The 22,665-nt window shown below is 70.2% G+C and carries 20 protein-coding genes; 15 read left to right on the forward strand and 5 right to left on the reverse strand.

From position 1 onward, the window contains the following. The first annotated feature begins 195 nt into the window (after nt 1-195). The 11 genes from hypB to RMP09_RS17045 all read left to right on the forward strand — a co-directional run bounded on the left by hypB (nt 196) and on the right by RMP09_RS17045 (nt 13,253). A complete protein-coding gene (hypB, locus tag RMP09_RS16995) occupies nt 196-1,203 on the forward strand; it encodes a hydrogenase nickel incorporation protein HypB (protein WP_310567169.1) in 1,008 nt (335 codons plus the stop codon). A 13-nt stretch (nt 1,204-1,216) separates the two neighbouring features. Next, nucleotides 1,217-2,377 carry a carbamoyltransferase HypF gene (locus RMP09_RS17000; protein ID WP_310567170.1) on the forward strand — a complete coding sequence of 387 codons (1,161 nt, stop codon included), beginning with the start codon at nt 1,217-1,219 and terminating at the stop codon, nt 2,375-2,377. Continuing rightward, complete coding sequence (locus RMP09_RS17005) at nt 2,368-2,601, forward strand: HypC/HybG/HupF family hydrogenase formation chaperone (protein ID WP_310567171.1); 234 nt, start codon at nt 2,368-2,370, stop codon at nt 2,599-2,601. Before RMP09_RS17000 ends, RMP09_RS17005 begins: the two co-directional genes overlap by 10 nt. Then, nucleotides 2,601-3,761 carry a hydrogenase formation protein HypD gene (gene hypD / locus RMP09_RS17010; RefSeq protein ID WP_310567172.1) on the forward strand — a complete coding sequence of 387 codons (1,161 nt, stop codon included), beginning with the start codon at nt 2,601-2,603 and terminating at the stop codon, nt 3,759-3,761. Before RMP09_RS17005 ends, hypD begins: the two co-directional genes overlap by 1 nt. After that, nucleotides 3,758-4,870: a hydrogenase expression/formation protein HypE gene (gene hypE, locus RMP09_RS17015; protein ID WP_310567173.1), complete on the forward strand. Its 1,113-nt coding sequence runs from the start codon at nt 3,758-3,760 to the stop codon at nt 4,868-4,870. Before hypD ends, hypE begins: the two co-directional genes overlap by 4 nt. A gap of 204 nt (nt 4,871-5,074) precedes the next feature. Next, nucleotides 5,075-5,599, forward strand: a complete 525-nt coding sequence (locus tag RMP09_RS17020) for a hypothetical protein (protein ID WP_310567174.1) — start codon at nt 5,075-5,077, stop codon at nt 5,597-5,599. A gap of 31 nt (nt 5,600-5,630) precedes the next feature. Further along, nucleotides 5,631-7,514, forward strand: a complete 1,884-nt coding sequence (locus tag RMP09_RS17025; protein WP_310567175.1) for an enoyl-CoA hydratase-related protein — start codon at nt 5,631-5,633, stop codon at nt 7,512-7,514. 154 nt (nt 7,515-7,668) lie between these two features. Further along, the gene (locus RMP09_RS17030) at nt 7,669-9,129 is read left to right on the forward strand and encodes a sigma-54 dependent transcriptional regulator (protein ID WP_310567176.1); all 1,461 of its coding nucleotides are present in this window, start codon (nt 7,669-7,671) and stop codon (nt 9,127-9,129) included. A 112-nt stretch (nt 9,130-9,241) separates the two neighbouring features. Beyond that, entirely contained in the window at nt 9,242-10,246 is a 1,005-nt protein-coding gene (locus RMP09_RS17035; RefSeq protein ID WP_310567177.1) for a HupU protein, read from the forward strand. A 7-nt stretch (nt 10,247-10,253) separates the two neighbouring features. Next, the gene (locus RMP09_RS17040) at nt 10,254-11,711 is read left to right on the forward strand and encodes a nickel-dependent hydrogenase large subunit (RefSeq protein ID WP_310567178.1); all 1,458 of its coding nucleotides are present in this window, start codon (nt 10,254-10,256) and stop codon (nt 11,709-11,711) included. A gap of 195 nt (nt 11,712-11,906) precedes the next feature. Further along, a complete protein-coding gene (locus tag RMP09_RS17045; RefSeq protein WP_310567179.1) occupies nt 11,907-13,253 on the forward strand; it encodes an ATP-binding protein in 1,347 nt (448 codons plus the stop codon). A 51-nt stretch (nt 13,254-13,304) separates the two neighbouring features. On the opposite strand, the gene RMP09_RS17050 is transcribed toward RMP09_RS17045, so the two are convergent. Further along, a complete protein-coding gene (locus RMP09_RS17050; RefSeq protein ID WP_310567180.1) occupies nt 13,305-14,138 on the reverse strand; it encodes an amidohydrolase family protein in 834 nt (277 codons plus the stop codon). Nucleotides 14,139-14,178: 40 nt separating this feature from the next. Here RMP09_RS17050 and RMP09_RS17055 point away from each other — a divergent pair, with 40 nt between their 5' ends. Then, on the forward strand, nt 14,179-14,937 hold the full coding sequence (locus tag RMP09_RS17055) for a TSUP family transporter (protein ID WP_310567181.1): 759 nt from the start codon (nt 14,179-14,181) through the stop codon (nt 14,935-14,937). A 143-nt stretch (nt 14,938-15,080) separates the two neighbouring features. Here RMP09_RS17055 and mrdA read toward each other — a convergent pair whose 3' ends face one another. The 4 genes from mrdA to RMP09_RS17075 form a co-directional block, all read right to left on the reverse strand. Next, entirely contained in the window at nt 15,081-17,057 is a 1,977-nt protein-coding gene (gene mrdA / locus RMP09_RS17060; protein WP_310567182.1) for a penicillin-binding protein 2, read from the reverse strand. A 268-nt stretch (nt 17,058-17,325) separates the two neighbouring features. After that, nucleotides 17,326-17,856, reverse strand: coding sequence for a rod shape-determining protein MreD (mreD, locus tag RMP09_RS17065; RefSeq protein WP_310567183.1), 531 nt, complete (start codon nt 17,854-17,856; stop codon nt 17,326-17,328). Next, on the reverse strand, nt 17,853-18,797 hold the full coding sequence (gene mreC, locus RMP09_RS17070; protein WP_310567184.1) for a rod shape-determining protein MreC: 945 nt from the start codon (nt 18,795-18,797) through the stop codon (nt 17,853-17,855). Before mreC ends, mreD begins: the two co-directional genes overlap by 4 nt. Before the next feature lie 54 nt (nt 18,798-18,851). Beyond that, nucleotides 18,852-19,895, reverse strand: coding sequence for a rod shape-determining protein (locus RMP09_RS17075; protein WP_177136899.1), 1,044 nt, complete (start codon nt 19,893-19,895; stop codon nt 18,852-18,854). A 266-nt stretch (nt 19,896-20,161) separates the two neighbouring features. On the opposite strand from RMP09_RS17075, the gene gatC reads away from it, so the two are divergent. From gatC to gatB, 3 genes are all read left to right on the forward strand, one after another. Beyond that, entirely contained in the window at nt 20,162-20,461 is a 300-nt protein-coding gene (gatC, locus tag RMP09_RS17080) for an Asp-tRNA(Asn)/Glu-tRNA(Gln) amidotransferase subunit GatC (RefSeq protein ID WP_310567185.1), read from the forward strand. Next, on the forward strand, nt 20,458-21,954 hold the full coding sequence (gatA, locus tag RMP09_RS17085; protein WP_310567186.1) for an Asp-tRNA(Asn)/Glu-tRNA(Gln) amidotransferase subunit GatA: 1,497 nt from the start codon (nt 20,458-20,460) through the stop codon (nt 21,952-21,954). Before gatC ends, gatA begins: the two co-directional genes overlap by 4 nt. A gap of 1 nt (nt 21,955) precedes the next feature. After that, the coding region (gatB, locus tag RMP09_RS17090) for an Asp-tRNA(Asn)/Glu-tRNA(Gln) amidotransferase subunit GatB (protein WP_310567187.1) at nt 21,956-22,665 on the forward strand (710 nt) is incomplete at its 3' end.

Here is a 22,665-nt window from a genome sequence, read left to right on the forward strand (position 1 = left end):
CCAGAGGCGATGCCTCTTCGTCCCGTCCAAGCCTGCGCAGGCAGGCTTGGGAGCCGCGGTCCTCAGCCCCCTCTCTCGCCTTCGGCGGGAGGGGGACCGCCCCTGCGGCCCGGCGAAGCCGGTTCCGCGGCGCGACTGGGCAACTGCCCTTCGCCTCGAACAGTGTTTCGATGAAGAGAACAAAGGAGAACTCATATGTGTGTCGTGTGCGGATGCAGTGACAACAGCCCGGCCCATGCCCGGCATGTGCAGACCCCGGCCGGCGAGCCCGGTGCGGTGACGGTGAACCCCGGCAACGGCGACCTGCACTTCGGTGCCGGCGCGGCCCGCGTGTCGGTGCCCGGCATGAGCCAGGCGCGCGCCATCAAGCTGGAGACCGACATCCTGGGCGCCAACAACCGCGTCGCGTTGCAGAACCGCGCGCACTTCGAGGCGCACGGCGTGACCGCGCTGAACTTCGTCTCCAGCCCCGGCTCGGGCAAGACCACGCTGCTGTGCGCGACCATCGAGGCGCTCAAGCAGCACCAGCCCGGCCTGCACGTCGCCGTGATCGAGGGCGACCAGCAGACCAGCTTCGACGCCGACCGCATCCGCGCCACCGGCGCGCCCGCGATCCAGGTCAACACCGGCAAGGGCTGCCACCTCGACGCACCCATGGTGGCCGAGGCCTTCGCGCAACTGCACAGCCACGAACACGCGCATGACCACCACGACCATGACCACCCGCACGGCCATGGTCACCACCACCACCACCACGAAGAAGCCCACAGCCTGCTGTTCATCGAGAACGTGGGCAACCTGGTCTGCCCCGCCGTGTGGGACCTGGGCGAAGCCGCCAAGGTGGCCATCCTCTCGGTGACCGAGGGCGAGGACAAGCCGCTGAAGTACCCCGACATGTTCGCGGCCTCGCAGCTGATGATCCTGAACAAGACCGACCTGCTGCCGCACGTGAAGTTCGACGTCGCCCGCTGCATCGAACTGGCGCGGCGCGTGAACCCCGCCATTGAAATCATTCAGCTCTCGGCCACCACCGGCGAGGGCATGGACGCGTGGCTGCATTGGCTCGACCACGCGATGGGTGCACACCATCACCACCACGACGAACCGGTGTCCGAAGAGGCAGCGCTGCGCCAGCGTGTGCAACAGCTCGAAGCCGAGCTGGCCCGCGCGAAAACCGCGCTGGCAGCCGGATCGGCCGCCTGACGGAATCGAAGCCATGTCCACCACCGTGCTCGCTGTCGGCGTCTGGCTCAAGAACGCGGCCTGCCTCGTGCGGGATGGCCGCGCGCACTGGTCGCCGGTGCACGGCGACCTCAGCGATCCGGCCGCGTGCGGGGCGCTGGAGCGCTCGCTGCAGGCGCTGCTGGCCCAGGCCGACGCTGCCGGCGCACCGGTGCAGGCCATCGCGCACGACCTGCACCCCGACTTCTTCAGCACCCAGCTCGCGCTGCAGCTCGCCGCCACGCTGGGCGTGCCTGCCATCGGCGTGCAGCACCACCACTCGCACATCGCTGCCGTGGTGGCCGAGCACCGCATCGAAGGGCCCGTCATCGGCCTCGCGCTTGATGGCGTGGGCCTGGGCACCGACGGCCAGGCCTGGGGCGGCGAACTGATCTGGATGCACGGCGCGCAGTGGCAGCGCCTGGGCCATCTGCAGCCGCTGGCGCTGCCCGGCGGCGACCGTGCCGCGCGCGAACCCTGGCGCATGGCGGCGAGCGCGCTGCACGCGCTGGGCCGGGGCGATGAGATCGCCTCCCGCTTCGCGCCGCAGGTCGGTGAGGCCGTCGCTTCGGGTGTGCAGCAGATGCTGGCCAAACAACTGAACTGCCCGACCACCAGCAGCACCGGCCGCTGGTTCGACGCGGCGGCCGGTGCGCTGGGCCTGAGCCTGCGCCAGACCGACGAGGCCGAGGCCGCCATCGCGCTCGAAGCCGCCGCAGCGCGCTGGCTGGCCCCGCACCCCGACACGGCCCCGCTGCCCGGCGCCGTGATCGACCTGCAGAACCGCCTGGATCTGCGCGGCCTCATGCCTGCGCTGTTTGATGCCAACGCCAACGCCAGCGCCGCTGGCGTGGACGCGGCCGCCGCAGGCTTCCACCTCGCGCTGGCCGACGCGCTGGCCGACTGGGCCACGCAGGCCGCGCGCGAACGTGGCAGCCGCGACGTCTGCCTCGGCGGCGGCTGCTTCTTCAACCGCATCCTGCGCGAGCGCGTGACCGAGCGCCTGCAGGCCGCGAGCCTGCGCGTGCACCGGCCGCTGGACAAAGGCTGCGGTGACGCCGGCCTCGCGCTCGGCCAGGCCTGGGTCGCGGCGCAGCAGCTGGCCGCGATCACTTCACAAGAACAACCCACGAAAGAGACTGCACCATGTGCCTAGCCATTCCCGCCCAGCTGGTGGAGCTGCGCCCCCACGACCAGGCCGTGGTCAACCTCGGCGGCATCCGCAAAGAGATCTCCATCGCGCTCGTGGCCGACGTGCAGGTGGGCGACTACGTGATCGTGCACGTGGGCCATGCCATCGGCGTGATCGACCCGGAGGAAGCTGAACGGACCTTGGCGCTGTTCGCCGAAATGCAATCGACCCTGGAAGGGGCGCCCTGATGAAATACATCGACGAATTCCGCGACGGTGACCTCGCCCGCCAGATCGGCGCCCGCATCGCCGCCGAAGCGCACCCGGACCGCCACTACAGCTTCATGGAGTTCTGCGGTGGCCACACCCATGCCATCAGCCGCTACGGCGTGCTCGAGCTGCTGCCGCCCAACGTGCGCATGGTCCACGGCCCGGGCTGCCCGGTCTGCGTGCTGCCCATCGGCCGCATCGACCTCGCGATCCGCCTCGCGCTGGAGCGTGGCGCCATCGTCTGCACCTACGGCGACACCATGCGCGTGCCGGCGTCGGACAGCCTCTCGCTCATCAAGGCCAAGGCGCGCGGCGGCGACATCCGCATGGTCTATTCCGCGGCCGACGCCATGGCCATCGCGCGCGCGAACCCGCAGCGCGAGGTGGTGTTCTTCGCCATCGGTTTCGAGACCACCACGCCGCCCACGGCGCTCGCCATCCGCGACGCGGCGCGCGAGGGACTGGCCAACTTCAGCGTGTTGTGCTGCCACGTGCTCACGCCCTCGGCCATCACCCACATCCTCGAATCGCCCGAGGTGCGCCAGTTCGGCACCGTGCCCATCGACGGCTTCATCGGCCCGGCGCACGTGAGCATCGTGATCGGCTCCGCGCCCTACGAGCACTTCGCCGAGGAGTACCGCAAGCCGGTGGTGATCGCCGGCTTCGAGCCGCTGGACGTGATGCAGGCCATTCTGATGCTGGTGCGCCAGGTCAATCAGGGCCGCGCGCATGTGGAAAACGAATTCACCCGCGCTGTCACGCCCGAGGGCAACCTCAAGGCGCAGGCCCTGGTGTCCGAGGTGTTCGAGCTGCGGCCGAGCTTCGAGTGGCGCGGCCTGGGCGAGGTGCCCTACAGCGCGCTCAAGATCCGCGAGGCCTTTGCCACCTTCGACGCCGAGCGCCGTTTCGACCTGAGCTACACCCCCGTGGCCGACAACAAGGCCTGCGAATGCGGCGCCATCCTGCGAGGCGTCAAGCGGCCGACCGACTGCAAGATCTTCGGCACCGTCTGCACGCCGGAAAACCCGGTCGGCTCCTGCATGGTGTCCAGCGAAGGCGCCTGCGCCGCGCACTACACCTACGGCCGCTTCAGAGACATCCCCATCGTGCCCGCACCCGCCGAGGAGACCACACCATGAGAACCGAACACGACCAGGCCGGTGCCGGCGAGGCGCCCGCACCGAAGCCCGTGAAGAAAAACTACATCCGCCCGCTGGACATCAAACACGGCCGCATCGACATGGGCCACGGCGCGGGCGGCAAGGCCGCGGCGCAGCTGATCGAGGAGCTGTTCCTCGCGGCCTTCGACAACCCATTCCTGCGCCAGGGTGACGACGGCGCGGTGCTGACGCTGCCGGCCTTCGACCCGGCGCAAGGCCGCCTGGTGATGGCGACCGATGGCCACGTGATCTCGCCGCTGTTCTTCCCCGGCGGCGACATCGGTTGCCTCTCGGTGCACGGCACGGTGAACGACGTGGCCATGTCGGGCGCCAAGCCGCTGTACCTGAGCGCGAGCTTCATCATCGAAGAAGGCTTCCCGCTGATCGACCTGCAGCGCATCGTGCAGTCCATGGCTGCTGCCTCGCGCGAGGCCGGTGTGCCCGTGGTCACGGGCGACACCAAGGTGGTGGAAAAAGGCAAGGGCGACGGTGTGTTCATCAGCACCACCGGCGTCGGCGTGCTGGCGCCGGACGTGTCCATCAGCGGCCGCAACGCACGGCCGGGCGACGTGGTGCTGCTTTCTGGAACCATCGGCGACCACGGCGTGGCCGTGCTCTCGCAGCGCGAGTCGCTGGCGTTTGAGACCACCATCGAAAGCGACACCGCCGCGCTGCACACCCTGGTCGCCGCCATGCTGGCGGCCGCCCCGGGCGCGGTGCGCGTGCTGCGCGACCCCACGCGCGGCGGCCTCGCCACCACGCTCAACGAGGTGGCGCGCCAGTCGGGCGTGGGCATGCTGCTGCAGGAGGCCGCCATTCCCGTCAAGCCGCAGGTCGACGCGGCCTGCGAGCTGCTGGGCCTGGACCCGCTCTACGTCGCCAACGAAGGCAAGCTGATCGCCGTGGTCGCGCCCGAAGCGGCCGACGCGGTGCTGGCCGCCATGCGAGCCCACCCGCTGGGGCAGGACGCGGCGCGCATCGGCGAGGTCACCACCGATCCGCACCACTTCGTGCAGATGGCCACGCGCTTCGGCGGGCGCCGGGTGGTGGACTGGCTCAGTGGAGAGCAGCTGCCGAGGATCTGTTGACCCCCCTGCGCCGCATGGCGAAGGAGCGCCGCCGGAGGCGACGCACTCAGCGCACGTCCAAGCCTGCGCAGGCAGGCTCGGAGCCGCGGCGCTAAGCCCCCCCGGGGCGGCACGGGCGGCCCGGCAAAGCCGGTTCCGCGGTGCCCTGGACGGGGCACCTCGCTCGCGGCGGTGTTGGAGAAAACAAGAACGAGGAGACGTGGCATGTCGAACCTGGTGTTTCGCAAGACTGAAAGTGGCAAGGAGGAGATTGCGCTGCGCAAGGCGGGCCTGGCGCTGGCCACGCGGCAGCTGCTGATCCTCGTCAATGGCGTGGACAGCGTGCAGGCCCTGCTGGCCAAGGGGCTGGGCGATGTGCGCGGGCACCTGGACACCTTGCTGGCGCTGCGTCTGATCGAGCCGGTGCCGGCCGCGTCCAAGGCCGCTCCGCCGACCGCCGTCGCAGCGCCAACGCCGCCACCCGCCACCGCGGCTGCCACCGTGGTCGCCACGCCGCCGGTGCCGCCACCCGAACCCGAAGACCCGCAGCAGCTGCTGGCCCTGCAACGCCGCGCCTACCAGACCCTGCAGCCCCATTTCGGACCCGACACGCCGACGGTGGCCCAGGCCCTGCTGGCCGCCCGCACGCTGGCCGACTACCAGCGCGCGCTGGGCGGCATCGAGGCCAAGCTCGCGATCTACATGGGGCGCAAGCAGGCCCTGCGCGAAGTGCAGGCCTTGCGCGGCTGAACACCCAAACCCCATCCCACCCACCGATCCCATGTCCCTGCGCATCCTCCTGCTCTGCCACAGCTTCAACAGCCTCAGCCAGCGGCTGTTCGCCGAGCTGCGCGCGCGCGGCCACACCCTCAGCGTCGAGCTGGACATCGCCGACAGCGTGACCGAAGAAGCGGTGGCGCTGGCCCGGCCCGATCTGGTGCTGGCGCCGTTCCTCAAGCGCCGCATCCCGGCGGCGGTCTGGCAGCGCGTGCCCTGCTTCGTGGTGCACCCCGGGCCGCCCGGCGACCAGGGTCCCAGCGCACTGGACTGGGCGGTGCGCAACCGCGAGGCGCAATGGGGCGTGACCGTGTTGCAGGCCGACGGCGCCTTCGACGCCGGCCCGGTCTGGGCCCACGCCCGCTTCCCGATGCGCGCCGCCAACAAGGGCAGCCTGTACCGGCGCGAGGTCACGCGCGCGGCGCTGCAGGCGACGCTAGAGGCCGTGGAACGGTTCGCGAGCGGCGAGCGTGTGGCGCCCGCGGAACGATTCGCCGCCGGGCCGCCCCAAGGCGAATCAGCCCCCGAGGGGCTTGGCGCCGCGGCTCCGGACGTGCCTGCGCACGTCTGGACGGCGCCGAGTGGCGTTGACTCTGGTAACGCCCTGCTCAGCGACCCGCGCAGCGGCGGAGTGTGGGGGCGTGGGTGGAAAGCGGTGATGAAGCAAGCCGACCGCGCGATTGACTGGTCGCGCGACGACACCGCGACCGTGATGGCCAGGCTGCGCTGCGCCGACGGCCAGCCCGGCGTGCGGGACGCGCTCTGGGGCCAGGCCTGCTACCTCGGCGATGCCCACCAGGCCTCCGACGCCACCCTGGCCGAATTCGCCGAGCGCGAACCGGGCGAACTGCTGGCGGTGCGCGACGGCGCGCTGCTGCGCCGCACGGTGGATGGCGGGGTCTGGATCGGCCAGGCGCGGCGGGCCGACCCGCCCGGCACCGCCCCCGGCCAGGGCCACTTCAAACAGGTCGCGGCCGAGCTGTTCGCGCCGCAGGCGGCGGCCCTGCCGCAGCGGCCGGTGCCGCTGGAGCGCACCGACGACGAATGGGCCGAGCTGCGCTACACCGAACACGGCCCCGAGGGCGCGCGCGTGGGTTGCCTGCGCTTCGACTTCTGCAATGGCGCCATGGGCACCGGGCGCTGCGAACGCCTGCGCGCCGCGCTGCTGGCCGTGCGCCAGCGGCCGACGCAGGTGCTGCTGCTGATGGGTGGCGAGGGCTTCTTCAGCAACGGCATCGACCTCAACCGCATCGAGGCCGCGGCACACCGCCCGGGCGACAGCGCGGCCGACGAATCCTGGCGCAACATCCAGGCCATGGACGACGTGGCGCTGGCCGTGCTGGAGACCACCGACCGCCTCACGGTGAGCGTGATGCGCGGCAACGCCGGCGCGGGCGGGGTGTTCCTGGCGCTGGCGGCCGACCAGGTCTGGGCGCACGACAGCGTGGTGCTCAACCCGCACTACAAGAACATGGGCAACCTCTACGGCTCGGAGTACTGGACCTACCTGCTGCCGCGCCGCCTGGGCGAGGCCGGCGCGCGCGATCTGATGGCCGGCCGCCTGCCGCTGCGCGCCGCCGACGCGCAGCGCATGGGCCTGATCGACGCCTGCGACGACGGGCCGCGCGAGGGGCTCGAAGAACGGGTGCTGGCGCGCGCGCTGGCGCTGGCCGGCTCCTACAATCGTCCCGAACAGGTGGCGGCCAAGCAGGCCCGGCGCGCCGCCGACGAGGCGCAGTGCCCGCTGGCCCGCTACCGCGAACAGGAACTGGCGCGCATGCACCGCAACTTCTACGGCTTCGACCCCAGCTACCACGTGGCGCGGCACCACTTCGTGCACAAGCTGCCCCACGCCTGGACCCCGCGCCATCTCGCCACCCACCGATGAAGAACAACGTCCCCCCCCGTTGCTTGCTCACTGCGTGTAGCCGCATACCCCCCAGGGGGCAACACCTGCGGCCGGGCGAAGCCCGTTCCGCGGTGTTTCTGGATCGAGACCTTGCTCTCGTGGCGTGCCGGCGTGTGGCAAAGGTGGTCCAGCTGTGACACCTCCTCTGTCGCTCGAAGTCCTGCCCACCGTGCTGGTGGTCGACGACGAGGTGCGTTCGCAGGACGCGCTGCGCCGCACGCTGGACGAGGACTTCACCGTGTTCACCGCCAGCAGCGCCGACGAGGCGCGCGGCCTGCTGCAGCGCCAGCCGGTCAGCGTGATCCTGTGCGACCAGCGCATGCCCGGCATGACGGGCGTGAACTTCCTCAAGGAAGTGCGCGAGCAGTGGCCCGACATCGTGCGCATCGTGATCTCGGGCTACACCGACAGCGAAGACATCATCGCCGGCATCAACGACGCCGGCATCTACCAGTACATCCTCAAGCCCTGGTCGCCCGACCACCTGCTCGAATCGGTGCGCAACGCGGTCGAGGCGCAGGTGTTGCAGCAGCAGACCGCGCGGCTGGACCTGGAGCTGCGCACCAGCACGCGGGTGCTGCGCCAGCGCACCGCCAGCCAGATGGCGCAGGCGCGCAGCCACTTCGGCTTCGACCGCATCGTGCGCGCGCCCGGCAGCCCGCTGGACCTGGTCTGCGCCATGGCCGAGCGCGCGGCACGCTACGACATCCCGGTGCTGGTGCTGGGCGAATCGGGCACCGGCAAAGAACTGCTGGCGCGCGCCATCCACTACGCCTCGCCGCGCCTCGGCGGCCCCTTCGTGGTGGAGAACTGCGCCGCCATCCCCGACACCCTGCTTGAATCAGAGCTGTTCGGCCACAAACGCGGCGCCTTCACCGGCGCCTACGAAGACCACCTGGGCCTGTTCCAGCGCGCCGACGGCGGCACCGTGTTCCTCGACGAAATCGGCGAGACCTCGCCGGCCTTCCAGGTCAAGCTGCTGCGGGTGCTGCAGGAGGGCGAGGTGCGGCCCGTGGGCGCGCCGCGGCCGGTGCCGGTGGACGTGCGCATCATCGCGGCCACCCACCGCCACCTGGAGCAGCGCGTGCGCGACGGCCTGTTCCGCGAAGACCTGTACTACCGCCTCGCGGGCGTCACGCTCACGGTGCCGCCGCTGCGCGATCGCGTGGCCGACATCACCCCGATCGCGCGCCAGACCGCGCTGGACGTGGCCGCCGAGCTGGGCCACCCCGGCGCCAGCCTGCCCGACGAGACCCTGGCCTGCCTGCTGGCCTACCCCTGGCCCGGCAACATCCGCGAGCTGCGCAACGAGATCGCGCGCGCCATGGCCCTGCACGACGGCAGCCAGCTGCCCCCGGGTGCGTTTTCGCCGCGTGTGCTGCAGGGCCGCGCCGCCGGCGGGGGCGACGACCTGGCCGCGGCCATCCCGGCCAGCGGCACGCTGACCGACCGGCTGGACGTGATCGAGGCCATGGTGCTGCGCGAGACCCTGCTGCGCCACCGCTGGAACAAGACCCGCACGGCCGCCGAACTGGGACTGTCCCGCGTCGGCCTGCGGGCCAAGATGCAGCGATTCGGACTGGACGCCAAATGAGGCCCACCCCCGTCGCTTGCTCGCTGCGCGTAGCCGCATCCCCCCTCAAGGGGGCGGCGCCAGCGGCCTGGCAAAGCCAGTTCCGCGGCGCCTGCTGGATGGAGACCTTCGCGTGAACCGATTCAATGTGTTGTGGTTGCAGAGTGGGGGTTGCGGCGGCTGCAGCATGTCGCTGCTGTGCGCCGACACGACCGACTTCCAGGGCCACCTGCGCGACGGTGGTGTGAACCTGCTGTGGCACCCTTCGTTGTCGATGGCCAGCGGTGAAGAGGTGATCGCTCTGCTGCAATCGGTGGTCGATGGCACGACGGCGCTGGACGCGCTGTGTGTCGAAGGTTCGCTGCTGCGCGGCCCACACGGCACAGGGCGCTTTCACATGCTCGCCGGCACCGGCCTGCCCATGATCCACTGGGTGCGCACACTGGCGGCCAAGGCGCGGCATGTGCTGGCCATCGGCAGCTGCGCCGCCTGGGGCGGCATCACGGCCGGTGGCGACAACCCCACCGACGCCTGCGGCCTGCAGTACGAAGACGACCGCCTGGGCGGCCTGCTGGGCGCCGACTTCCGCTCGGGCAGCGGCCTGCCGGTGATCAACGTCGCGGGCTGCCCCACGCACCCGAGCTGGGTGATCGACACGCTGATGGCGCTGGCGGCCGGGGCCTTCACCGAAGACGACCTGGACCCGCTGGCGCGCCCGCGCTTCTACGCCGACCAGCTGGTGCACCACGGCTGCACCCGCAACGAGTACTACGAGTTCAAGGCCAGCGCCGAGAAGCCGTCGGACCTGGGCTGCATGATGGAACACATGGGCTGCAAGGGCACGCAGGTGCACGCCGACTGCAACATCCGCCCCTGGAACGGCGAGGGCAGCTGCACCCGCGGCGGCTACGCCTGCATCGCCTGCACCGAGCCGGGCTTCCAGGAGCCGGGCCACCCCTTCCACCAGACGCCCAAGATCGCCGGCATCCCGGTCGGCCTGCCCACCGACATGCCCAAGGCCTGGTTCGTCGCGCTGGCCTCGCTGTCCAAGAGCGCGACGCCCAAGCGGGTGAAGCAGAACGCGACCGCCGACCACCTGGTGGTGAAACCGGCGGTCCGCAAGACCCGGCTGAAATGAACACGCCATGAGCAGACTTCTCGTCGGACCCTTCAACCGCGTCGAGGGCGACCTCGAAGTCGCGCTCGACATCACCGATGGCCGTGTGACCTCGGCCCAGGTCAATGCCACCATGTACCGCGGCTTCGAGCAGATCCTGCAGGGCAAGGCGCCGCACGACGCGCTGGTCTATGTGCCGCGCATCTGCGGCATCTGCTCGGTCTCGCAGTCGGTGGCGGCGGCGCGGGCGCTGGCCGATCTCGGCGGCATGGCGATGCCACCCAACGGCCAGCACGCGACCAACCTGATCCTGGCGACCGAGAACCTGGCCGACCACCTGACGCACTTCTACCTGTTCTTCATGCCGGACTTCGCCCGCCCGGTTTACGCGGGTCACCCCTGGCATGCCGAGGCGCAACGACGCTTCGCGCCCGACCACGGCGAGCAGGTGCGTGCGGCCACGGCGGCGCGCCAGCGCTGGCTCACGCTGCTGGGCACGCTGGGCGGCAAGTGGCCGCACACCCAGTCGGTCGAGCCCGGCGGCTCCACGCGGCCCATCGACGCCGCCGAGCGGGTGCGCCTGCTGGCCAAGCTGCGCGAGTTCCGGGCGTTCCTGGAGCGCCACCTCATCGGCGATGCGCTGGAAACCTTCACTGCGCTGGAGAGTGAAGACGCGCTCTGGGCCTGGCACGCGCAGGCGCCCTTGGGCGGCGACCTGCGTTTCTTCCTGACCCTGGTGCAGGACCTGTCGCTGCAGACCCTGGGGCCGGGGCCGGGGCGTTACCTGAGCTACGGCGCCTACGCCCAGCCCGAGGGCCACGCCGCGCTGGCACCGGGCCTGTGGCGCGCGGACGCACAGCGCCTCGACGCGCTGGACGCCCACGCCATCACCGAGGACGCCACCCACGCCTGGCTGGCGCAGGCGCGCGAACCGCTGCACCCGCTGCACGGCCTGACGTGGCCCGAGCCGGACAAGGCAGGGGCCTACACCTGGAACAAGGCGCCGCGCCTGGGTGGCGAGGTGGTCGAGACCGGCGCCATCGCACGCCAGCTGGCCAGCGCCCACCCGCTGGTGCGCGACGCAGTGGCGCGCCACGGCGGCACCGTGTTCACGCGGGTGCTGGCGCGGGTGCTCGAACTCGCGCGCGTGCTGCCGCTGATGGAGGACTGGCTGCTGGCCATCCGCCCGACCGAGGCCTTCTGCGTGCCCACGGCGCTGCCCGACGAAGGCCATGGCGTGGGCCTGTCCGAAGCCGCGCGCGGCGCGCTGGGCCACTGGCTGGTGGTGCGCGGCGGCCGCATCGCCAACTACCAGATCGTCGCGCCCACGAGCTGGAATTTTTCGCCGCGTGACGCGCAGGGAACACCCGGCGCGCTGGAGCAGGCGCTGGTGGATGCGCCGGTGCTCGAAGGTGAAAAGACACCGGTGGCGGTGCAACACATCGTGCGCTCCTTCGACCCTTGCATGGTCTGCACCGTACATTGATGAACACCCCCCTGCGCCGCTTCGCGTCTTCCCCCCGCTCTGGCGCGCCTTCGGCGCTGGGCAGGGGGACGGCGCCTGTGCCCCGGCGGAGCCGGTTGCACGGCACCCCTGGACGAGGCGCGGACACTCGCTCCGGCGAAGCCGGTTGCGCGGTGTGTCTGGGTGGGGCACGCGCTTCGGCGGAGGCTTGCTGACATGTCGAAAGACCGCGCCCCAAGCCCGCTGCCCGCCGTGCCGATGGAGGGCGTGGACGAATCGACCTGGCTGGACGTGATCCAGAAGATGGACGAGGTCTACACACGGCTGATCGACGACGAGGTGGAGCTGGAGAAGAAGAACAGCGAGCTGGAGCAGTCGCAGCAGTTCATCTTCAGCGTGCTCACCTCCATGTCGGACGTGCTGGTGGTCTGCGACGAGCGCGGCCTGATCGAGCAGGCCAACGCCGCCCTGTGCGAACTGGTGGGCCGGCGCGAAGAGCAATTGCGCGGCAGCAGCCTGGCCGATCTGCTGGCCGACGCCGCCAGCGTGGCGGCCGCGCGCACCGCGATGGACCGCAGCGACGCACCCCGTTCCGGCCAGGGCATCGAGCTCAATCTGCTCGACCGCCAGGGCCAGCCGGTGCCGGTGGATGCCAACTGCACGCCGCGCATCGGCCCCAACGGCCGGCGTGTGGGCACGGTGTGGGTGGGCCGTCCCACGGCCGAGCTCAAGCGCGCCTACCAGGAGATGCGCACCGCCCACGAGGCCTTGAAGCGCACCCAGCAGCAGCTGCTGCATTCCGAAAAGATGGCCTCGCTCGGCCAGCTGGTGGCCGGCGTGGCGCACGAGCTGAACAACCCGATCAGCTTCGTGCTGGGCAATGTGCACGCGCTGCGCAAGTACTGCGACCGGCTGCAGACCTACATGGCCGCGCTGCACGCGCACGAGCCCGAGCCGGTGCTGCAGGCGCTGCGGCAGAAGCTGCGCATCGAACACCTGATGGGCGACCTGCCCTCGCTGATCGAGGGCACGCTCGAAGGCGCGCAGCGCACGGCCGACATCGTGCACGGGCTCAAGCGCTTCTCGGCCATGGACCCGGAGGAGCGCACGCCGGTCAACCTGGTCGAGGTGATCGACCGCGCCATCCACTGGGTGCAGAAGGGCCGCGCGGCCGCCGTGCAGGTGCGCTGGCAACCGCTGCAGGCCTGCACCGTGACGGGCAGCGCCGGCCAGCTGCAGCAGGTGATGATGAACCTGCTGCAGAACGCCTTCGACGCGCTGGCGCAGACGCCCGAGCCCACGGTGTGGGTGGACATGGTCGGTGCCGGCGACGCCGAACACCCGACCGTGCACGTGACGGTGCGCGACAACGGCCCCGGCATCCCGGCCGAACACCTGCTGCGTATCTTCGACCCCTTCTTCACCACCAAGCCGGTGGGCAAGGGCACGGGCCTGGGCCTGTCGATCAGCTACGGCATCGTCGAGCAGCACGGCGGCCAGCTCAGCGCCCACAACCCCGACGGCGGCGGCGCCGCCTTCGTGCTGGAACTGCCGCAAGCCTGAGCCCGCTCCCGCGGCCTGGCGTCGAGCGCCGGGCCGTGGCGGTGTTTCACTTCATGCAAAGCCGAACAGGCGCCGCGGCGTGTCCCACAGGATGGCCTGGCGCGCGGCCGCATCGGGCACCAGCTGCGCCAGCCAGTCCAGCAGGGGACCGTAGTCGATGCGCGCCGGTGCGCGCAGGAAAGGCCAGTCCGAGGCCCACACCAGGGCCTGCGGCGTGTAGGCCTGCAGCAGGGCGCGTGCATAGGGCACCACGTCGGCGTGCGGGTGCGGCTGCTGCGACACCTTGGCCCAGCCCGAGAGCTTCACCACCGCCCGGCCGGTGTCGGCCAGACCCAGCAGCGTGTCGAACCCGGTCTGGCCCAGGCCATCGGCCGGGCGCGGCCGGCCGCCGTGGTCGAACAGCAGGCGCGCACCGCTGTCCCGCAGCAGCGGCGCCAGGGCGCACAGCTGCTCACCTTCGACCTGCACCTGCGCCCACAGGCCCAGTTCGCGCAGGTGCTCCAGCAGCGGCCCCGTGTCCCGGTAATGGTCCACACCGAGCAGGGCGACGTTGAAGGCCACGCCCACCACGCCCTGCGCCTGCAGCGCCTGCAGTTCCGCGCGGCTGGCGTCGTGGCGCACCACGGCCACGCCCTTGTAGCGGTCGGGATGGCGGGCGATGGTGTCCAGCAGGCAGCGGTTGTCCAGCCCGTAGCCGGAGTTGGGGCCGACCAGCAGCGCGTGCCGCACGCCGTGCGCGTCCAGCACATGGCCCAGCTGGTCCGGTGTGCCGGTTTCGGCCGGGCTCGGGGTGTACCAGGCGTCGGCGGCGTAGGGAAAACGGGCCGGGTCGAACACGTGCACATGGCAGTCGATGCGCGGCTCGGTGGTGGGGGTGTCGGTCATGCCGGCATTGTCGGCCCAGGGCCCCGGCGACAATCGCCGCATGGATGTGCTGCTCGTCTCGCTCGCCTCGCTGTTCGCCGGTTTTGTCGATTCCATCGTCGGCGGTGGCGGCCTGATCATGCTGCCCGCGCTGTTCGCGGTGTTCCCCACCACGCACCCGGCCACGCTGTTCGGTGTCAACAAGAGCGCGTCCATCTGGGGCACGGCGGCCGCCACGGTGCAATACGCGCAGCGGGTGCAGATGCCCTGGCGCGCGCTGCTGCCGGCGGTGGCGGTGTGTTTCGCGGGCGCCATGGCCGGTGCCTGGACGGTGACGCAGATCTCGCCCGAGTTCCTGCGCCGCGCGCTGCCGCTGATCCTGCTGCTGGTGCTGGGCTACACCCTGATGCGCAAGGACCTGGGGCGCCACCACACGCCGCACATGACGGCGCGCGGCGAGCGGCTGGCGGCCTGCACCCTGGGCCTGTGCATCGGTTTCTACGACGGCTTCTTCGGTCCCGGCACCGGCAGCTTTTTCGTCTTCCTGTTCGTGCGCTGGCTGGGCTACGACTTCCTGCACGCCAGTGCAAGCGCCAAGCTGCTCAACACCGCGTCCAACCTGGCGGCGCTGATCCTGTTCACCTGGAAAGGCCACGTCTGGTGGCACTACGCGCTGCCGCTGGCGGTGGCCAACGTGGCCGGCAGCCTGCTGGGCACGCGCCTGGCGCTCAAGCACGGCAGCGGCTTCGTGCGCATCGCGTTCATCGTGGTGGTGAGCGCGTTGATCCTGAAGACCAGTTTCGACGCCTGGATCAAGTAGGACCACCCCTGCCGCGCTGCGCGCGACCCCCTCAAGGGGGCGATGCGAGTGGCCCGGCAGAGCCGGTTCCACCGCATCCTTGACACCGGGCACGTCGCGCCGGAAGGGCCGTTGATCCAGAGGCGCCGCGGGGGGGGGCCGGTCTATTGCTGCGGCGCGGGGGTGGTCGCTTGTCCAGGCGGCCAGGGCATCGTGCTGGCCTTGAGCGGCGTGCCGATGGGCCGTCCCGCCTGGCCATTGCGGACCGCGTCTAGGTCCTGCGGGTTGGGGTACTGGTCCAGCAGCAGGTAGTCGAACACGCGGCGCGCGATGGGCGCCGCGCTGGTGGCGCCGAAGCCGGCGTTCTCCACCACCACCGCCAGTGCCACCGTGGGTTGGTCCACCGGGGCGAACGCCAGGTAGAGCGAATGGTCGCGCTGGTGTTCTTCGAGCTTGCGCGCGTCGTAGCGGTCTTTCTGGCCGATGGTCACGGCCTGCGCCGTGCCGGTCTTGCCGCCGCTGGCGTAGCCCGCGCCGCCGAACACGCCGGCCCCGGTGCCCTCGGTGGTCACGCCGTGCATCGCGCGCAGCACCACCTCGATGTTTTCGGGCTTGAAACCCAGGTTCACCGGCGGCTCCTGGGCCAGCGGTGTGCGCTCGCGCGTGACCACGTTTTCGGTCGCCAGGGTCAGGTGCGGCTTGTGCTTGATGCCGCCACTGGTGAGCGTGGCCAGGGCGTGCGCCAGCTGCAGCATGGTGAAGTTGTTGTAGCCCTGGCCGATGCCCAGCGAGATGGTTTCACCCGCGTACCACTTCTGGTGCTCGGGGCGCTTGTAGGTGTTGCGCTTCCATTCCTGGTTGGGCAGCACGCCGCGCACCTCGCCCTTGAGGTCGATGCCGGTGATCTGCCCGAACCCAAGCGGCGCCATGAAGTCGTGCATGGCCTCGACCCCCATCTCGTTGGCCAGCGAGTAGTAGTAGGTGTTGCTGGACTTGACGATGCTGCGGTACATGTTCACCGCGCCCAGGCCACCGTCGCCGTGGCTGCGGAAGCGGTGGTTGCCGAACATCCAGTAGCCGGGGTCGTTGATGATGGTGCTGGGGCTGCGCGTGCCCAGTTCCAGCGCGCCCAGGGCCATGAAGGGTTTGTAGGTCGAGCCCGGCGGGTAGGTGCCGCGCAGCGCCCGGTTGAGCAGGGGTTTCTCCAGCGATTCGTTGAGCGCCTTCCAGTTCTCCACGTCGATGCCTTCGACGAAGAGGTTGGGATCGAAGGTCGGCTTGCTCACGAAGGCCAGCACCTCGCCGTTGCGCGGATCGATCGCCACCAGCGCGCCGCGGCGCTCGCCGAACATGTCTTCCACCAGCTTCTGCAGCTGGATGTCGATCGTCAGCACCACGGTGTTGCCGGGCGTGGCCGGCGTGTTGGCCAGCGAACGCACCGCGCGGCCACCGGCCGAGGTTTCCACGCGGTCGAAACCGGTCAGCCCGTGCAGTTCGCGTTCGTAGCTCTGCTCGGCGCCGAGCTTGCCGATGTAGTCGGTGCCGCGGTAGTTGGCCTGCTCTTCCTCCGGCCAGTCCTCCATCTGCTCCTTCTCGCGCTGGTTGATGCGGCCGATGTAGCCGATCACGTGGCTGGCGACCTCGCCGTTGGGGTACTGGCGGAACAGGCGCGCGCGCACGTCCACCCCCGGGAAGCGGTAGCGCTGCGCGGTGAAGCGCGCCACCTCCTCGTCGCTCAGGCGGGTGCGCAGCGGCAGCGAATCGAAGCTGCGCGACTCCTCCAGCAGCTTGTGGAAGCGCCGTTTGTCGCGCGCCTCGATGTTCACCAGCTGCCCCAGGGCCTCGATCGTGCCGTTGAGATCCTCCACCTTGGACGGCGTGATCTCCAGCGTGTAGGCCGAGTAGTTGGTGGCCAGCACGCGGCCCTTGCGGTCCAGGATCTGACCCCGGTTGGGCACCACCGGCAGCACGGCCGTGCGGTTGCTCTCGGCCTGCGCGTCCAGGTCGTCGTGGCGAACGACCTGCAGGTACACCATGCGCGCGGCCAGCAGGCCGAACGCAAACACCACCGCCAGCCCCGCGACCACCACCCGGGTGCGGAACTGCGCCAGGTCGGCTTCGACGTTGCGCAGCTCGGTCATGTGACCCCCTTGCGATCCATCGCCTGCGGCGCTGTTTCGCTGCTCCGCCGCTGCGCGGGGCGCTGCCCCAGGACCGGGAAGGGACCCGGTCTTTGCCGGGTCCAGGGGCTGATCCCGCTTGGGGCGGCCCGGCGCCGGATCGCATGTGTGCCCGCGCTCCGCCGGCGCGAAGTGTCTTCACACCAGGATGCGGTGGAACCGGCTCTGCCGGGCCACTCGCATCGCCCCCCTCCCAGGGGGGTGACGCCGCAGGCGGCGCGGGGGGTGTTCATAAAGGCCGGTTGTCGTCGGGGTTGGGTGCGCGGCGTTGCGGCGCGAGCAGCAGCACGCTGACCACTGGCCACAGCGCGGCCTCGATCACCGGTGCCAGCAGGTAGGACCAGCCCGGGAAACCACTGCCCGCGGCCGCGCGCACCAGCAGCTCCAGCAGGCGCGCGGCGGCGAACAGCGGCAGCAACTGCACCGCCTGCGTGGGCACGGGGAACCACAGCAGGCGCCGGTGCATGGCGATCGACAGGAAACCCAGCGCGGTGTAGGCCAGGGCATGCTGTCCGAGCAGTGCACCCTGGTGCACGTCCATGGTCAGGCCGAAGAAAAAGGCCGTGCCCACGCCGATGCGCAGCGGCTGGTGCACGCTCCAGAACACCAGGGCCAGGGCCAGCAGGTCGGGCACCCAGGCCTCGCGCCCCCACAGGCCCATGTTCGTGAGCATGTTCAGCGCCAGCGCGCTGAGCAGGCTGAACCAGATGAAGACGGGGTTGGCCGGCAGCAGCAGCTGCTGGCCCGGACGCATGATCATGGCTTGGCGCTCCGGGCTTTGGCGGTGTCGGTGGCCAGGCGCCGGGACGGCGACACCGGCTCGGGCAGGGGCGAGGGCGGCAGCGAAGCGCCCACCGGCGCCAGCACCAGCACGTGCAGCGCGCCTTGCACGCGCGCCAGCGGCTCGCACACGATGCGGGTGAACGACGACTCGGCGCGCCGCTCCACCTGTGTCACGCGCGCCACCGGCAGGCCGGGTGGGTAGACGCCGTCCACGCCGCTGGTGGTCAGCAGGTCGCCCTGGTTGATGTCGGCGCTGGCCAGGGTGTAGCGCAGTTCCAGCGCATCGCCGCTGGCGGCCGGCTGGCCGTAGGCCACGCTGCGCACGCCGGTGCGCGCGTTCAGCACCGGGATGGCCTGGTCGCGGTCGATCAGCAGCGTCACCTCGGACACCAGCGGGTACACCCGCGTGACCTGACCCAGCACGCCGCTGTCGTCGACGACGGGCGAGCCGGCCTCGATGCCGTGGGTCTGGCCGCGGTCAATCACCACCTTGCGGGCATACGGGTCGGCCGCGTCGTACAGCACCTGCGCGCCGGTGGCGGTGGTGCCGATGCGCTCGCGCATGGCCAGCAGCTCACGCAGGCGCTGGTTTTCCAGCGTCAGCTGTTCCACCTGCTGGGCGCGCACGGCCTGCTGGGCCAGGCGCTGCTGGGCGGCGGTTTCGTTCTTCTGTGCCGCGTGCAGCGAGGTGAAGTAGCCCCCGGCCTGGCCGGCGGCCTGCACCGGCTGCTGCACCAGCCACTGCACCGGGTACAGCGCGGTGGCCAGCGCGGCGCGCAGGGGCCCCGCGATCCGGAAACGGGTGTCGGCCACCATCAGGAACAGCGCCACGGCGCTGAACACCATCAGTTTGGACAGGGCCGACGGCCCCTGTTTGAAAAACGGGGGCGGTGTGCGGTCCAGGGTGCCCAGTGGCATGGCGGGAGGGGCGCTTGCGGGCGAATGGCGGGGCCGGCAGCTTCCGGCGCGCGCTTATTCGCTGGTGAAGATGGTGCCCAGGCGCTCCATGCGCTCCAGGGCCATGCCGCAGCCGCGCACCACGCAGGTCAGCGGCTCCTCGGCCACCAGCACCGGCAGGCCGGTTTCTTCGGCCAGCAGGCGGTCCAGGTCGCGCAGCAGCGCGCCGCCGCCGGTCAGCATCATGCCGCGCTCGGCGATGTCGGCACCCAGCTCGGGGGGGGTATGTTCCAGCGCCATCTTGACGGCCGAGACGATGTTGTTCAGCGGGTCGGTCAGGGCTTCGAGGATTTCGTTGCTGGAGATCGTGAAGCTGCGCGGCACGCCTTCGGACAGGTTGCGGCCCTTGACTTCCATTTCCCGCACTTCGCTGCCAGGGAAAGCCGAGCCGATGTTCTTCTTGATCGCTTCGGCGGTGGGCTCGCCGATCAGCATGCCGTAGTTGCGGCGGATGTAGGCAATGATGGCGTCGTCGAAGCGGTCACCGCCCACGCGCACGCTGCCCTTGTAGACCATGCCGCCCAGGCTGATGACGCCGACTTCGGTGGTGCCGCCGCCGATGTCCACCACCATGGAGCCCGACGCGTCGGACACCGGCAGGCCGGCACCGATGGCCGCGGCCATGGGTTCTTCGATCAGGTAGACCTCGGAAGCACCGGCGCCCAGGGCCGATTCGCGGATCGCGCGGCGCTCGACCTGGGTCGAACCGCAGGGCACGCAGATGATGATGCGCGGGCTCGGCTTGAACATCGAGCGCGGGTGCACCATCTTGATGAACTGCTTGAGCATCTGCTCGGTGACGGTGAAGTCGGCGATCACGCCGTCCTTCATCGGGCGGATCGCCTCGATGTTGCCGGGCACCTTGCCCAGCATGGCCTTGGCTTCTTTGCCGACGGCCTGGATCGTTTTTTTGCCCTGGGGGCCGCCTTCGTGGCGGATCGAGACCACCGAGGGCTCGTCGAGCACGATGCCCTTGCCGCGGACGTAGATCAGGGTGTTGGCGGTACCCAGGTCGATCGCCAGATCGGTCGAAAACTGGCGACGGAATGCTTCAAACATGGTGCAGAAATCCTGTGGGGCATGGCCACCGCTTCGGGGGACCATCGCCGTGCATGGGGGTGCGGCCAGTGGCCGATAAGTCTTTGATTCGGCGGCAAAAACCGGTTGCGCGCGGGTGGCGCCGCCAAACCTTGGATAATACCGTATCCCCTGTGCACAACTGCACGCTTCACGGGGCTTTTCGCTTGCTTACACCCCGGTTCAGTGCACTTTTTCCGCTGTCGGGCTGTTTTCTTTTTTCTTACCCAGAAACGAGTCCTCCCCCCATGTCCCTGACCCTGTCCGACATCGGGCGCATCGCCAACCTGGCGCGCCTGGAACTCAGCGGCACCCAGAGCGAACGCATGCTGGGCCAGCTCAACGGCTTTTTCGACATCGTCGAACAGATGAACGCGGTGGACACCACCGGCGTGGAGCCGCTGGCCCACCCCACGGCCGTGATCGACCACGTCAGCCTGCGCCTGCGCCCGGACGTGGCCAGCGAACCCAACAACCGCGAGGCCAACCAGCAGAGCGCGCCCGCCGTCGAACGCGGCCTGTTCCTCGTGCCCAAGGTGATCGAATGAGCCTGAACGACCTCCACACCATGGGCGTGGCCGAACTGGCCACCGCCATCGCCGACGGGAAGACCTCGTCCGTCGAAACCGCGCAGGCCCTGCTGGCGCGCGCCAAACAGCACCAGAACCTGGGCGCCTACCTGTCGTTCAACGAAGACCTGACGCTGGCGCAGGCGAAAGCCGCCGATGCCCGCATCGCCGCCGGCGAGCGCGGCCCGCTGCTGGGCGTGCCGCTGGCGCACAAGGACATCTTCGTCACCCAGGGCTTCCCGACCACCGCCGGCTCCAAGATGCTCGAAGGCTACAAGAGCCCGTTCGACGCCACCGTGGTCGCCAACCTCGCCAAGGCCGGCGCCGTGACGCTGGGCAAGCTCAACTGCGACGAGTTCGCCATGGGCGGCAGCAATGAAAACTCCGCCTACGGCGTGGCCCGCAACCCCTGGGACGCCGAGCGCGTGCCGGGTGGATCGTCGGGCGGCTCGGCCGTGGCCGTGGCCGCGCGCCTGGCGCCGGCCGTGACCGGCACCGACACCGGCGGCTCGATCCGCCAGCCCGCGAGCTTCTGCAACGTCACCGGCATCAAGCCCACCTACGGCCGCTGCTCGCGCTACGGCATGGTGGCCTTCGCCTCCAGCCTGGATCAGGCCGGCCCCATGGCGCGCAGCGCCGCTGACTGCGCCACGCTGCTGAGCGCGATGGCCGGCCCCGACATTGACCGCGATTCCACCAGCCTGGACCACCCGGCCGAGGACTACACGCGGCTGCTCGGGGCTGCGCGCGAAGGCGCCAGCGCCGCCCAGCCGCTCAAGGGCCTGCGCGTCGGCCTGCCCAAGGAGTTCTTCGGTGAGGGCTGCGCGCCCGATGTGCTGGCCGCCGTGCGTGCCGCGTTGACCGAGTACGAAAAGCTCGGCGCCACGCTGGTCGACATCTCGCTGCCGCGCACGCAACTCTCCATCCCGGTCTACTACATCATCGCGCCGGCCGAGGCTTCGTCGAACCTGAGCCGTTTCGACGGCGTGAAGTTCGGCCACCGCGCCGCGCAGTACGACGACCTGATCGACATGTACAAGAAGTCGCGCAGCGAGGGCTTCGGGCCTGAGGTACAACGCCGCATCATGATCGGCGCCTACGTGCTGAGCCATGGCTACTACGACGCCTACTACATCAAGGCGCAGCAGATCCGCCGCCTGATCGCGCAGGACTTCCAGCAGGCTTTCGCCCAGTGCGACGTGATCGCCGGCCCGGCCGCGCCCACCACGGCCTGGAAGATCGGCGAGATGAGCGACGACCCGGTCGCCAACTACCTGGCCGACATCTTCACGCTGCCGGCCTCGCTGGCCGGCCTGCCCGGCATGAGCGTGCCGGCGGGTTTTGGCGCGGGGCATCTGCCTGTGGGCCTGCAGTTGATTGGCAACTACTTCCAGGAAGCCGCGTTGCTGCAGACCGCGCACGCGTTCCAGCAGGCCACCGACTGGCACACGAAGACGCCGGAGGGGTATTGAGATGAACCAGAAAACCAAGAAAGAAGCGTCCCTGCTGGTGCAAGGCTATGAGGTCGTGATCGGCTTCGAGACCCATGCCCAGCTGGCCACGCAGAGCAAGATCTTCAGCCGTGCGCCCACGGCCTTTGGCGCCGAGCCGAACACGCAGGCCTGCGCGGTGGACCTGGCCCTGCCGGGCACGCTGCCGGTGATGAACCGCGAAGCGGTGGCGCACGCCATCCGCCTCGGCCTGGCGCTCGGTTCGCACATCGCCGAGCAGAGCGTGTTCGCGCGCAAGAACTACTTCTACCCCGACCTGCCCAAGGGCTACCAGATCAGCCAGTTCGAGATCCCGGTGGTGCAGGGAGGCGAGGTGAGCTTCTTCCTCGGCGACGAGAAGAAGACCGTGCGCCTGGTGCGCGCCCACCTCGAAGAAGATGCGGGCAAGAGCCTGCACGAAGAATTCCACGGCCAGAGCGGCATCGACCTCAACCGCGCCGGCACGCCCCTGCTGGAGATCGTGACCGAGCCCGATATGCGCTCCAGCGCCGAGGCCGTGGCCTACGCGAAAGAGCTGCACAAGATCGTGACCTGGATCGGCGTCTGCGACGGCAACATGCAGGAAGGTTCGTTCCGCTGCGACGCCAACGTCTCAGTGCGCAAGCCCGGTGCGCCGCTGGGCACGCGCCGCGAGATCAAGAACCTGAACTCGTTCAAGTTCATGCAGCAGGC

It is taken from the genome of Hydrogenophaga sp., from assembly GCF_031426985.1.
Lineage (GTDB): Bacteria > Pseudomonadota > Gammaproteobacteria > Burkholderiales > Burkholderiaceae_C > Hydrogenophaga.